7 protein-coding genes are annotated in these 13,677 nt (G+C 66.3%); 2 read left to right on the top strand and 5 right to left on the bottom strand.

Annotated elements, in window-relative coordinates:
* Positions 1 to 20 precede the first annotated feature (20 nt).
* The gene (locus GBB14_RS10030; protein WP_151529757.1) at positions 21 to 1,763 is read right to left on the bottom strand and encodes an alpha/beta hydrolase; all 1,743 of its coding nucleotides are present in this window, start codon (positions 1,761 to 1,763) and stop codon (positions 21 to 23) included.
* A gap of 111 nt (positions 1,764 to 1,874) precedes the next feature.
* The gene (locus GBB14_RS10025; protein ID WP_151529758.1) at positions 1,875 to 2,150 is read right to left on the bottom strand and encodes a DUF3618 domain-containing protein; all 276 of its coding nucleotides are present in this window, start codon (positions 2,148 to 2,150) and stop codon (positions 1,875 to 1,877) included.
* Between the two features lie 157 nt (positions 2,151 to 2,307).
* Here GBB14_RS10025 and bcp point away from each other — a divergent pair, with 157 nt between their 5' ends.
* Both bcp and GBB14_RS10015 read left to right on the top strand, forming a co-directional pair.
* The gene (gene bcp, locus GBB14_RS10020; protein ID WP_151529759.1) at positions 2,308 to 2,784 is read left to right on the top strand and encodes a thioredoxin-dependent thiol peroxidase; all 477 of its coding nucleotides are present in this window, start codon (positions 2,308 to 2,310) and stop codon (positions 2,782 to 2,784) included.
* Between the two features lie 143 nt (positions 2,785 to 2,927).
* On the top strand, positions 2,928 to 3,614 hold the full coding sequence (locus GBB14_RS10015) for a TetR family transcriptional regulator (RefSeq protein WP_370451566.1): 687 nt from the start codon (positions 2,928 to 2,930) through the stop codon (positions 3,612 to 3,614).
* Positions 3,615 to 3,623: 9 nt separating this feature from the next.
* On the opposite strand, the gene GBB14_RS10010 is transcribed toward GBB14_RS10015, so the two are convergent.
* The 3 genes from GBB14_RS10010 to GBB14_RS10000 all read right to left on the bottom strand — a co-directional run bounded on the left by GBB14_RS10010 (position 3,624) and on the right by GBB14_RS10000 (position 13,556).
* A complete protein-coding gene (locus GBB14_RS10010) occupies positions 3,624 to 3,887 on the bottom strand; it encodes a hypothetical protein (RefSeq protein WP_151529760.1) in 264 nt (87 codons plus the stop codon).
* A gap of 122 nt (positions 3,888 to 4,009) precedes the next feature.
* On the bottom strand, positions 4,010 to 4,435 hold the full coding sequence (locus tag GBB14_RS10005) for a holo-ACP synthase (protein WP_192796126.1): 426 nt from the start codon (positions 4,433 to 4,435) through the stop codon (positions 4,010 to 4,012).
* Positions 4,436 to 4,481: 46 nt separating this feature from the next.
* Positions 4,482 to 13,556 carry a type I polyketide synthase gene (locus GBB14_RS10000; RefSeq protein WP_151529762.1) on the bottom strand — a complete coding sequence of 3,025 codons (9,075 nt, stop codon included), beginning with the start codon at positions 13,554 to 13,556 and terminating at the stop codon, positions 4,482 to 4,484.
* Between the last annotated feature and the right edge of the window lie 121 nt (positions 13,557 to 13,677).

Here is a 13,677-nt window from a genome sequence, read left to right as displayed (position 1 = left end):
AGATCAATGCCCCTTGGCCCTTAGCTATCCCCGAGCTCGCTGATATGCCCCTTTTCCGGTCCTTGTCGTTGCAGCAGCACATCCAGTTCCGCGCGCAGCTGCTCAGCATCCGCATCGCTGACACGCGCACTGCGTGTGACAGCAATCCACCCGTCGAGAAGCTCCGTGGCGTAGTTATGCCCGAAGCCATCCGGCACGTCCGCTGCCCCACCTAGATCGGCGCTGACTTGCCAAAAGGTGATCACGGGATACCACGTCATTTGTGGGGCCCGCCCCGGGCCGAGCGGCTCGACGAGCCAGTCGGGGCGCTTCCACAGCAGATTCGGCTCCCACCACACCACTGGGTCGGTGGCATGCTGCAGAAAGAGCAGTCGATGCTCGCCCCAGCGGGGATCTGCTCCGAGCTGTCGCGCATGGCGGCCGGTGGCGGCAAATCGCACGGCACTCGATTCAGGCATGCGCGGCTGGTATTCAGGACTACCCGGTTCGCGATTGGTGGTGAGCCAGCGGTGCAGCTCATTGCTGCGCGGCGGGCCCACCATGAACACCCCATCGGGTTCTACATTGAGGGCGCGCAAGGACTCCAGTGCCGCCTCCACGCCCGTGGTACCAAGGGACTCGCCGTAGAGATAGAGCTGGGGCCGGTTTCCAGCGGGCAACGCAGACCACCATTGCGCCACCGTGTGGATCAAATCGCGCCCTGCTTCCGCAGCCGCCCCCGAGTCGCTGAGGAAAGACACCGCAGAGGGCAGCACGCCGAATTGGGCACTGGCAATGGCGGTATCGCCAGCAAAAAGCAGCTCGAAGGCCTGGGCCGCCACCGGATTGGCCCACCCCGTGCCGGTGACTGGGAGGATGAGCAATGCCTGCCGGTCGGCCGCCCCGGTGCGATCGAGTTCCGCCACGAGCTTATCGACGCGCTCCTGCATATCCGCGCCATTGCCCACCCCTGCGTAGAGGCGGATAGGCTCGCGGGCCGGCCGCTGCGTCACTGCTTCTAGCTGCTCCTTGGTGGCGCCATCGGCGATGAAGCGCGAGCCCTCATAGCCGAGGCCCTCCCATGAGATCTCGCTGCCGGGCCCAGACGAGCGATATGCCACCGTTGGTGGGGCGATGTCCTTGCGATAGGTGGCATTGCGGTCGGCGGCCTGGCGCTCGATGATGGTCAGGCCGGTATTGGGGATGATGATGCCCACACTGGCCACCATGATCACCACCACGAACACGTTGGACACCACGGCCGCGATCCCAGGCGGCAGGCCGCGATGTTCCAGCACCTCTGCCGTGGACTCCGCCCACGCCGCCAGCAGCCGCCACAACCAGATCAGCCCAAAGCACAGCGCCAGCCCGAGGGCCGCGGAGAGCGGTAAAAAGTGGGTGAGGTGCGGGGTGGGCAGCCCCTGCGCGGCGGCGAGCTGCTCCTGCCACGATAGCGACGCCCACACCACCCCGAGGGCCACGAGGGCGAGCACCAGGATGCCGATATAGTCGATCAGCCGGCGCTGGCGATCGGAGAGCTGCAGGCGCGCGGTGCGCGGGCCGAGACGGCGCAGCAGCATCCACCCCAGCTGGCTTAAGCCCACGCCCACGCAGTAGCCGATATTCGCGGTCACCCCAGAGACAATTCCTTGGTAATACCAAGCACGGGGCAGCAGTGAAGGCGTATAGGCGGCGGCGAAAAATAGGGCCACCCCGATCAAGCCCACCACGTTGTAGTGGCGGGAGGTGACGGTCAGCCACTCAGGATGGTCACTGTTACTCATTGGGGTCTCATAAAATTCAGCGTTGCCAGACTTAAAAAAGCCCGCGCCACACCGACTCCCCTCGGGGATAATCGGCGCGGCGGGGCAGCGAAAAGCGAAAAGCGATAAAGATTAACGGGAAGCGAGCAGCTTCTGAATCTCCTTGAGATCCTTGTTGCGCTTGCGGGAACGCAGCACGCCAACGACGACTGCACCCACAACAACCGCGCCCACGCCAGCCAGAATCTTCTGCACCTTCGGGTCCTGCAGCTTGTTGGTGGCTTCCTTCTTCGCATCGTTCACGATGTTCTTCGGCTGGCTGCGCTCGGCAAGCTCATCGAGGGTGTTCGCCAGGTTCTTGCGAGTGCGCTCGATGTCGCGCTGAATGTCCTCAATATTGCGTGCCACTGTTGTCGATACTCCCCTAGCTAGTTTTATCCATGTACGGTGCGCCCAGCAGGGCGCGGCGTTTACCTGCATGAGCCTACCTAAAACCACGCTGTGGTTTCTAGTCGGCATGCCTACCGCACTGCAGAAATGCCGAGCTCTCACCTACCCTAGAACCATGACTCAACCCGCTTCCATTCGCCTTAGCGAGGGCGACACCGCCCCCGCTATCACTTTGCTCAACGACGCCAACGAGACAGTCAGCCTAGCGGAGTTCCGTGGGCAGCGCGTTCTTGTTTATTTCTACCCGCGCGCCAACACCCCCGGCTGCACCACCGAAGCCTGCGATTTTCGTGACAACCTGGCCCGACTCAATGATCTCGGCGTGGCTGTGGTGGGCATCTCCCCTGATAGCCCGGAAAAGCTCGCGGCATTCCGCGCCGATCACGGGCTCACCTTCACGCTGCTCTCCGATCCCGATAAAGAGGTGATGACACAGTGGGGCGCCTTCGGTGAGAAGAAGAACTACGGCAAGGTAGTCCAAGGCGTGATTCGCTCCACCTTCTTGGTCGACGAACATGGACGCATCGCCAGCGCCCAGTACAATGTGCGCGCCAAAGGCCACGTCGATCGGATTCTGCGCGACGTGCTCTAGTCGCCCAGACAGCTGGGCGACATTAGGATAAACCGTGTTCACAGGGCCGTTCTCATTCGATAGACTCGATAGGTACCATGGCTAGAACCTCCGATCACACCGGCTCCACCCAGACGCGCTCCACCACGTCCGAGCCTTCTTTGATGCAGCACCCTGGCTCCGCAGCGCAGCAGCGCAGCGATGCCTCCGACGCCGACGATGGCGATACTGCCATTCTGGTTCCACGCCGCCGCCCAGCCCAGCAACGCAGTCGGGAGAAATTCGCCCGCATGCTGGAGGCGGCGCGCAGCGTCCTCGTCGATCACGGGTTTGAATCCTTCACCTTCGACGAGGTGGCCAAGCGGGCCGAGGTGCCCATTGGCACGCTGTATCAGTTCTTTGCCAATAAGTATGTGATGATCTGCGAGCTGGATCGCCAGGACACCGCAGTGATCGTGGCCGAGCTGAAGAAATGGCCCAGCCGCGATCCGTCAATTCAGTGGCCGGATTTTCTGGATAACTTCATCGACCACCTCGCCCAATTGTGGAAAGCGGATCCCTCCCGGCGGGCGGTGTGGCATGCCATCCAGTCCACCCCAGCTACCCGCGCCACGGGTGCGGCCACCGAATCGGAGCTCTTGGATTTGCTGGCGGAGGTACTCATCCCCCTCGCCCCGACGCTGCCACTTCCCGAGCGCCGCAAGCATGCCGGGATTTTGGTGCACACCGCCACCTCGCTGCTTAATTTCGCGGTGCGCGATGCCACCGCCTCGCCGGAGACCTATCTCACCACGGTGGAAGAGATCAAGCGCATGCTCATTGCCTATCTCTTCTCGGTCGCCCAAGGCTAGGTGTTCTACTCACACCCGGCGATTTTCTCCCAGCATGGTCTGGGCTAGGCGGGCCGCCTCCGCCAGTGTGTCCTGCTCCTCTGGCGAAGCGGGTTCTGCGCTGGGCCCGGCGGTATCTGCCGCGGACACTGCGGCACGACGGCCAGGGGCGGGGGCATCCACCACGTGCTCATTATGGGAGAAATCTTGGCAGGGGTGCTCGGGAATGACCTCAGCCGCGGGAACGAGCTGGTGTTCGGCGAGGTAGTCATCGAAGTCTTTCGAGATACTCACAAACCCCAGCCTAGCCGCCCCGCTCCCCGCGCCTGTGTGGGGCGGGGCCGTCGTGCTGGAGAACTGCTCGGGCGAGTCTCCCGCTCCCCGCGCCTGTGTGGGGCGGGGCCGCGTGGGCGGAGCTAGCTGAGTACGCAGACCGCTACTGCGTAGTCGCCATCATGGCTGATGCTCAACTGCACCGACGTATCGAGGTGCTCTGCGCTGGTCCCGAGACTTTCTGCGGCCAGGGCGCGCAGCCGACTGCGCAGCCGGAGCTGGACTCGGCCGAAGGGATCGGCCTGCACCACGATGTCGCGGAAATCCACCTCGTGTTCCGCCAGCACGGGAGGCTGCCCAAATAGCGCTTGCGACCAAGCCTTAATCCAGGCCTCTTTGGCCGCCCATCGCCCCGCGAGATGCCGAGCCCGGGACAGGCCAGTCAGGCCGCGCTGCTGGGCGTGGCGCAGCTCGCTGCCGTGGAATACCCGCGCGAAGCGGGTACCTGGCTGGGCGAGCTGCTCGGCAAAACCCGGCACGTGCACCAGATCAATCCCGCACCCACGCACCGGCAGGTGCGGGATCTCTCTCGGCTGCTGGGCTGTGTCCACTGCCTTAGCCCTCGGTGGACAGGCGGTAGCGGCCGTCGCGGAGCCGGGCGTCGGCGTCGAGCAGCATGGCGATCTCCCGATCGTGGGCGGCATCGCCATCGCCACCCAGGTTGCGGCCGGAGGTGCGCTCGTACAGCGGCGCGGCACCGTAGATGCCGGCGAGGATACGCTCGGCACCCGCCTGCTCCCGAGCCGCGGCCTGTGCGGCCCATTCTGCTGCCGCGTCCTCGCCACGCTGGGCCCGAACCGCCTCATAGAAGGCCGCTGGGTGGACCAGGGCCACCAGCGCCGAGACGTGACCGAAACCGAGCGAGGAGACAAACCCGGCCTTGAGCACGTCCTGCTTCGGCATTTTGAGTGGCTGGCGCAGCCACACAAGGTGCGGATGCTCGGCCAGCACGGGATCCACGCAGTCCAGCGAGAAGTTCGCCGGGATCACACCGGAGCGCAACACCTGGGCGAGGCCGGTGAGCTGGAAGGCTGCGGCACCTCCCTTGGCGTGGCCGGTGAGACTCTTCTGCGAGATCACATACAGCGGGCTGCCCGCATCGCGGCCAAGTGCCTGCTGGATACGCTCGTGCAGCTCAGACTCATTGGGATCATTGGCGTTGGTGGAGGTGTCGTGCTTCGACACCACGCGGATGTCATCGGCGTGCACGCCCAGCTCGGCCAGCTGGGTAGCCAATGCCGAATGCGTGCCACCTTGGGCCGCGGCCAAAGCACCGAGCCCCGGCGCGGGGATGGAGGTGTGCAGGCCATCGGCGAAGGACTGGGCGTAGCCCACCACCGCTTGCACCGGCATGCCTAGCTCCAAGGCCACCGAGCCGCGCATGAGCAGCAGCGTGCCGCCGCCAGCAGATTCGACGAACCCAGCGCGGCGTCGATCATTGGCCCGAGAGAAGTAGCGATCCTCGATGCCCTTATCCCGCATCACCTGGGAATCAGCGGTAGCGGACATGTCGCCGAAGCCGGTGATGCCCTCCACGGAGAGATCATCGATGCCGCCGGTGACCACCACATCGGCCTTGCCGAGGCGGATTTTATCCATGCCTTCTTCCACCGACACGGCCGCCGTGGCGCAGGCCGCCACCGGGTGCACCATCTGGCCGTAGCCGCCCACATAGGCCTGCATGACGTGTGCCGCCACCACATTGGGCAGGGCTTCTTGCAGGATGTCGTTGGCGCGGGCCTCGTTGAGCAAGCCGTCCACGTAGAGCGAGCGCATGGAGGACATGCCGCCCATGCCGGTGCCCTGGGTGGAGCTGACCTTCGCCGGGTGCACGTGCGCCAGGATCTCGGCGGGAGTGAAGCCCGCAGAGAGGAAGGCGTCCACGGTGCACACGAGGTTCCACACGGCCACGCGGTCGAGGTTGTTGACCATCTCGGCGGGAATGCCCCAGCGCGTGGGATCGAAGCCCTCGGGGATCTGCCCGCCCACGAAGCGCGACATCACCGCGCGGGTGGGCACCCGCACCTCGGAGCCAGCGGGTCGGGTGACCAGCCATTCCTCGGTTTCTGGGTGGAAGCGCACCACCGTGTTGGAGTCTTCGGCAGCATAGCCCTCGGCCTCCTCGCGGGTTGCCACGGCGAAGGTGAGGTCCTCTTCGAGGTAGATCTTGCTCAGCTGCGGGGCGAGGTTCGACACCATAGAGAAATCATCGTGGTACTGGCGTACGCCCACGCGGCCGAGCACCTCGTCGTGATAGGCGTCAAAGATCTCGTCCTCGGCGATCTCCTCGCCTTCGGCCGTGAGCCAAGCGCCGTCCTCATAGGAGATCAGCCCCATGGACCAGGCCAACTCGACCACGCCGGCGGCGCTGAGATCTCCGCTCAGCTCGGCCTCGAAGCGGGTGCGCGAGGAGCCATAGGGCCCCAGCTCCGCGGCGGAGACCATGACCACCATGTTCTCCAGGGAGGCGCTCACCGAGCTGTGGAAGGCTGCGGCAGCCGTGGCCGGTGCTGCGGGCAGTGCCGGCACATTCGGTAGCGCGTGGAAGCGCGGGGTGGTGTCCACCTCTTGCAGCTGCTCGGCCTCGGGGTTGCCGGCCGCGGAGCGTGCCAGCTCCGCGAGGTTGAGCTGCGCCTCGGCGAGCCCGCCGGTGAAATCGGCGAGCAGCGGCGTATCGGCGGCAGCCTGGCGCGACTCCTGCGAGGCCAAAGAAATGAGTTCGCGGGCAATCTCGTCGGTGGAGTAGGTGCGCACGCCCTTGGCTTCGACCAGCTCGACGAGCGGATCATTGGCGCCCATCAACCCGGTGCCGCGCACCCAGCCGATCAGGGCGTGGGCCAGGGTGGTGCGGGCGGAGAAGTTCTCCTCCACGCTCCAGCGATTCACCAGGGCGTCGAGGGCGGCCTTGGACTCTCCATAGGCGCCGTCGCCGCCGAAGATTCCGCGGTTGGGCGAGCCCGGCAGCACCACGTGGGTGCGCTGGCCCACGTGGGTATCGCGGCCCAGAGCGGAGAGCCCGGCGATGAGACGTTCCACCGACCACAGCAGCAAACGCATCTGGTTTTCTGCCTGCGGGCCGGCTTCGTCGATGCTGCCCTGCACCGGCGGGGCGGCGAAGGGGAAGATCAGGCTCGGCACGAGCGCCGGCTTCGTCACCACGGAGGATGCGCCCACGGTGACGCGCTGTTCGGAACCAATCCACTCCACGACCGCATCGAGGTCCGCATAGGAGGCCAAGTTGGCGGGGATCACCCACAGGGTGGCGCCGAAGCGGGCGTGCTCCGCGTAGAGCCGCTTGTAGAACTCCAAGCGCTCATGGCTCAGCCTCGAGGTGGTGGTGATCACGGTGGCACCTTCGGCCAGCAGCTCTCCCACCACGGCGGCGGCGATGGACTGCGGCGAGGAACCGGTGACCACAGCCACGTCCTCAGCGAAGCTGCCGCGGCCCTGCTCTAGGGCTTGGTTGGCGAGGGAGTCGAGTCCGAAGTGACGAGCGTGGGCGGCCACGGTCTCGCCTGCGCCACTGACGTCAATGCTCTCGGGATCCACCAAGCCCAGCCCGGCGCGGGTGATGTCCTCGCGCGCCGAGGCCCAGCGGTCGTCGAGAAGCACCGCGCGCCGCGGATCGAAATTGCGGGAGACCATACGCGGCCAGTTCTGGCCGAGCTCCGCCGAGACCAACTCGAAGAGCTTCTCGTCGGCGCTGTGATCATCCAGCCCCACGGTTTGCGGGGCGTGATCGTGGCCGAGCTGCTTGAGGATCATGCGCGCGGTTTCGGCGAGCACGCCGGCCTTGCCGGTGACCTGCTCCGCGAAGGCGCCGAGGGCGGCGGAATCCACCGCGGTCTGCTCCCCTCCTGCCGCCGCGGGCTTAGCGACGCTCACTCCCAGGCGCTCTCCCGCAGCGAGCACAGCATTGTCGATGAGCTGATCCAGCTCGCTGGCCGAGCTGGGCTGGGCGGGGCTGAGCTCTGCCAGCGCGCCACCCCGCACGGAGTCGCCATCGCGGGTACCGAGTACCATCTGGGCCTCGGCGTGGAGACGCCAGCCCTCGCCGAGCTGCCATACCTGGCTCACGCGCTCGGCGACAGCCGCGGGCTTCGCGCCCGCAGGGCCGGTGACTTTGCGCAGCCCATCGCTGATGGCATCGCCGAGGACCGGACCAAAGGCCTGGTAGCCCTTGGCCATGCGGCTCACGGTGTCCTGCAGGTCCGGGATCTCGGCATCGGCGGCGCCATCGATGGCCCCGAGGCCGAACTCCACGCCGAGATCCAGCAAGAGCTGGTTGCGTCGGGAGGAGACGCCATCCGTCAAGGTTTCGATGGTGTCGGTGGCGGTGATTTGGCCCGGCTGCACCTTCGTCCACAAGCTCAGCAGCACAGTGGTGGCATGGGCCGGGGTGAACTCCACCTCCGGGGTATCGCCAGCGGCCGCAGCGGGAGCCGGGGCCGGGGCGGGCTCGGGCTCTGCCACCGGCGGAGTGGCCGGGGCTGCGGGTGCGGGCTCGATATCCTCGGCGCTCTCGGCGGGTGCTTCTTCCTCCTCCGGGGCGGCGAAGGAGAAGCTGTCCTCGGCGAAGACGATGCCGCGATCGCGCTCAATATTGAGCACCTCCAGCCCTTCCCCACCGGGGGTCACGGCTGCGGTCTGGGCCATGATGTTGGCCAGGGTGGGCGCGTTGGCCACACCGATCTCCACGAAGCGCTCGACACCAAGCTCCGCGAGCATGAGGTCCTGGGTTTCGATCCAGCGCACCGGGGAGGCGAACTGCCATGCGAGCAGCTCGATCAGGATGGTGCGTGCCACTGCGGCGGTGTTCTCCGCCACCGCGGCATCGAAACGCTCGAGCAAGCGGTCCAAGATCGGGGAATCCACGACCTCCCGCATAGACTCCACGAACTCCGCGGTGATCGCGAAGGGGCGAGCCACCAAGTTCGGGATATAGCGTCCCACCAGCACCTCGGGGTCGATTTCTGCGGGCAGCAGGCTGTCGAGGTGATCGCGGAAGTCATCCACCCCGTCGCGCAGGACGGAGGAGTGGAAGGGCACATCGATGCCGGGGATGAGGATGAGCCCGCGGGCACCGGGGGCGCGCTGCTCGGCGGCAGCGGCGAGGGCCTTGAGACCGGCGCGAGTTCCGGCCACCGCGTATTGCTTGCCCTTGAGGTTGTAATTGGCGATTTCGAGGAACTCGCCGGTGCTGTGGGATACCTCGGCCACGAAGTCGGCCACCTGATCTGCTGCCAAACCAAATTTATTGGGGCGCAGGGCGGCGAGGCCATAGTTGGATACGCCTTGCTCATCGCGCTCTACGAGCCGGTGCATCGTCAGCCCGCGGGCGTAGACGATTTCCACCACAGATTCTAGGGACAGCACCCCCGAGTAGGCGGCTAGGGCGTTGTACTCGCCCACGGAGTGCCCAGCGAAGAAAGCGGTATCGTCGAGCACTCCTGCTTCGCGCATCTGCGCCACCTGTGCCACACCAAGGGTGGCCATGGCCACCTGGGTGAACTGGGTGAGGAAGAGCACGCCGTCGGGGTGGAAGAAGCGTTCTCCGCCCACCACTACCTCGCGGGGGTTGGTGCGCACGATCTCCAGCACGGAGAAGCCCAGCGCAGCGCGTGTGTGGGCGTCGGCGCGATCCCATACCTGCTTGGCTTCGCGGGAGGAGGCATAGGCCTCCATGCCCATACCCTCGTGCTGGATTCCTTGGCCGGGGAAGGCGTAGAAGGTCGTCGGTGTTGCCATCACGGCTACTGCGGTGAGCACAGTCTCGCCATCGACGCTGGCAGTGACCTCGCGCACCTCGCCGCGACCGGGGCGGTTATCCACACCGGTGCGCTCGACCTTAAAGTCCACGGTCTCACCTGGGGAAATAGGCCGCAGCATGGTGGCGGTGAACTCGGTGATCGCGGACGGCTCGGTGTGCACGGCATCGTCGGCATAGGCGGCGGCGGTAACCAGCTCCGCCACCGCGGAGGTCCACATGCCGTGCACGATCACATCATCCAGCCCTGCCAGATGCGCAGCAGTGCTCGAGACGTGGATCGGGTTGCGATCCCCAGACACGGCGGCGAAGGGCAGCATGGATTCCGGTGCCACCACCTGCGCGCGGGTGCGCGCCGAGTGGGTCACGGGGCTGATCGAGGGCAGCGCAGAGGTATTGGTGCGCGCCGTCGCGGGGCCACGGCGGCCACGAATAGCGAAACGCTCGGTCAATGTGGCGCGCACGCGTCCCTCGGCATCGCTGATGGACACGCGCACCACCACGACACGCCCGATATCGGTGTCACTGACTTCATCGGCATGGGCGGTGGCGGTCAGCGGCACCCCAATCAGCGCCGCAGTGGAGGCCTGCTCGTCCCGCAGGGTGAGGTGGTGCTCGAGGTGCACCAGAGAGAGCATGCCCTCGACCACGCGCTCGCCGGGGCGGCCCGGGATCTCGGCGCCGCGCACAGCAGCGAAGATCGCCGGCCAGCAGGCACCCACCAACACATCGGGGGCGAGGGAATCGCTACCGCCCACGGTGACATCGCGCAGCGCCGCGCTGGTGAGGTTGTGATAGTCAGCGGCCCTATCGGCATCGATCGTGAACTCGTGGGTGGCCGCACCCTCCACCAGCTCCGCCACGGAGCCGCCGGCGGCAATCTCGGTGAGGGTATCCATCGCCTCTTCCGCGGCACGCTGGGTGACCACCGGGGCGGCACCATCGACCTGCGGCAGCTCGAGCTTCACGCGCAGCTCGAGGCCCTCGCAGCGGCGTTCGCCGGCGAGGCTGACGACCAGCTCAGCGCTCGTATCGTCGAGCACCTGCAGGCGGGCACCCGTGCGCGGCTCGCGGGCGGAATCTGCCGAGAGAATCTCCCACTCGGCAGCGGGGGCAAGCGCGTGCAAGATGGAGGAGACGTTGCGGCCTGCCCAGTAGGTGGTGGGGCTGGAGAGCAGCGTCGACAAGCGCGAAGGGGTGTCTTCGGTAGCTGCCTCGCGATCGCGGGCGGCCTCGACCACGGCAGCGTCGAAACGGCCGAGCAGCTCGGCGATGGGCTCATCCTTGATGGTGATGCCGGCCACGGCCACTGGGCCGGGGATGATGCACACTTCATCGGCGCTATAGCGCGGGTCGTGGGCCTGCCAGAGCGAATCGGAACGCCACCAGCGGCGGACGTTCTCGTCGATCACGGGCACGAAGTTGACCGGCTTGCCTGGAGTGCGCAGCTCGGCGATGAACCACTCCACATCCGCAGGGTGGAGGCGGCGGTCGAGATCATAGGCCGCGGCGGCCTCAGCCACGGCGGCGGCCGGGTCGTCCTCCAGCTCCAGCGGGGAGAGCTGCGAGGGATGCTCGCCATGATCGGCGGGGTTCAGGCGCGCCTCGGTGCGCTGAAGCATGTGCTGGAAGCGGGTGTGCCAAGTTTTATCCACCCAGCCGGAGCTATCGGGCCCGGACAGCTCGAGATAGCGCTCCAGCCAACTGCGGTAGCTCATCTCCTCCAGATCGCCGAAGTACTTCTTACAGGTGGCATTGATGGCGGTGATGATCTCCTCGCGGCGGGCGGCCACGGCCTCGGCGTCGCCGGCGACCTCATCGAGCAGACGTCCGGCGCGGGCGAAGGAATTATCAATCTCGTGAATATCGGCGCCCAGCTGCGAGCGACCGGAGGCCATTCCCCCCTTGGCGGACCCGGCGGGAACCCAATCATTCGGGCCTGCGGTATCCACCAGAGCCTGCTTCACCTGCGGAGTGGTGCAGGCCTCGCGCGCCGCCATGGCAGCGGTGCCGACGAGCACGCCGTCCACCGGCATCGCGACGCGACCATAGGCCTCGGCCCAGCGGCCGGTGATGTAATCCGCGGCGCGCTCGGGAGTGCCAATACCGCCGCCGACAACCAGCACGGTATTGGGCTGGCGGCGGATCTGCTCATAGGTGTTGAGCAGCAAGTCATCGAGGGACTCCCAGGAGTGGTGACCGCCAGCGACGCCGCCTTCGACGTGCATGATCACCGGCGCCTCGGGAACCTCGCGGGCAATGGCCAAGACCTGCTTGATGTGCTTGACCGCGCCCGGCTTGAAGGCCACCCACGGAATGCCCTCGGCACGCAGCTCGTGGATGAGCTGCACGGCTTCCTCGCGCTCCGGAATACCGGCGGTGATCACCACACCATCAATCGGGGCGCCATGGGCGCGGGCCTTGCGCACCAGCTTCTTCCCGCCGATGTGCATGCCCCAGAGGTAGGGATCGAGGAACATGGAGTTGAACTGGGCATTGACTCCCGGCTCGAGCAGCTCGCCCAAACGGGTGAGGTTCTCATCCAGGATCTCCGGAGTGACCTGGCCACCGCCGGCGAGCTCTGCCCAATAGCCGGCATTCGCGGCGGCAGCAACAATCTCCGGATCCACCGTGGTGGGGGTCATGCCCGCCAAGAGGATCGGCGAGCGACCGGTCAGCCGCGTGAAGGCGGTTTCAACACGGCGGCCATCGGCGCTGAGGCGCGGGGCGAAGTCGGTGTAGTCCACAGCCTGCGGAGTAGCAGCATGCGGGTCAGAGAGCTGGCCCTGCCCTTCGGCGGTGCCGGCGCGCACCACAGCGATGCCGGTGCCGGCGAGTTGCGGTGCCGAGAGCTTCGCCACGCCCTCCCCTGGGCCGATTTCGAGCAGCCAGGAAACGCCTGCTTCACGCACCCGACGCAGCTCGCGGGGCCAGTCCACGCTATCGACCAGCACGGCGCGGGCGCAGCGCTCGGCGAGCTGCTCATCTACCTCGAGGCGACGGGCCCAGTCGAGGGTGAGCTGAACGGCGTCCTCCATGACGGGGTGGTGGAAGCCGGCGGTCACAGCGATGGGGCTGAACGTGGGGCGCAGGGCGGAGCCACCGCGCTCTTTATTCTCCAGCGCCTGCTGTTCCTTCTCGGCGCGGCGGCTCAAGCGCTGCTGCACCAGCTCCAACTCGGCGGGGGTGCCCACAATTACCTGCGCATCGGGGGCATTATGCAGCCCCACGACGGCTTCGGTGCCGTGCAGCTCCTCTTCCACGATGGAGCGCTCGACACCACCAATGGCGAGCATCGGACGACGCTCCCCTTCGCTGATCACACCACTGCGCTGGGCGGTGCGGGTAATCGCCGCACCGATGAGCCGAGCGATCACCAGCAGCTCGCTGGCGCGCTCGGGAGTGCGGGCATATTCCACGCCGAGGTGTCCCTGAGAGTGGCCGATGGACAGCTCTGCGCGCTGCCAGGGCACGTCCTGGGCACCCAGCGCATCGAGAGTGGCGATCTGGGCGAGCACAATGCCCGGCACGGACACCGCCGCGTTGGCGCTATATCCGTGATCCGATCCGGCGGGAACATCATCGAGCCCCGCCCAGCGGAAGGGGGTGAAACCGAGGGGGAGCACACCGGCGAGTTCTTCGTTGAGTTCGCTGAGGCGCTGCTCGGCGTCGGCGACTATCCCGCGCAAGCGGGACTCATCAGCCCCTGCTTCGGTGGCCTCGGCGAGGGGGCGCAGCCAGTCAAAACCTTGGCCCGAAAAACTTAAGGCGAAGCGCTCGGTCTCTAGCCGATCACTGAGGGTACGCGGCCCTGCAGTGGGGGAACTGTCCTGCTGAGAGGGGGTGGAGTTAGGAGTGATCATGCTATGTCGTCGGCTCTTCTCAAACTTGGGGGAACAGGGTGCTACGCGGGACACACTGCCTTTTGGGATCAAACAGGTATCTCGTGGGAAAATAACCTACCACGTAATCATGAGGATTTCG

Source organism: Corynebacterium sp. 51B (assembly GCF_008930785.1).
Lineage (GTDB): Bacteria > Actinomycetota > Actinomycetes > Mycobacteriales > Mycobacteriaceae > Corynebacterium > Corynebacterium megadyptis.
The sequence above is the reverse complement of the archived record's forward strand: the minus strand, read 5'-3'. Positions and strand labels throughout refer to the sequence as shown.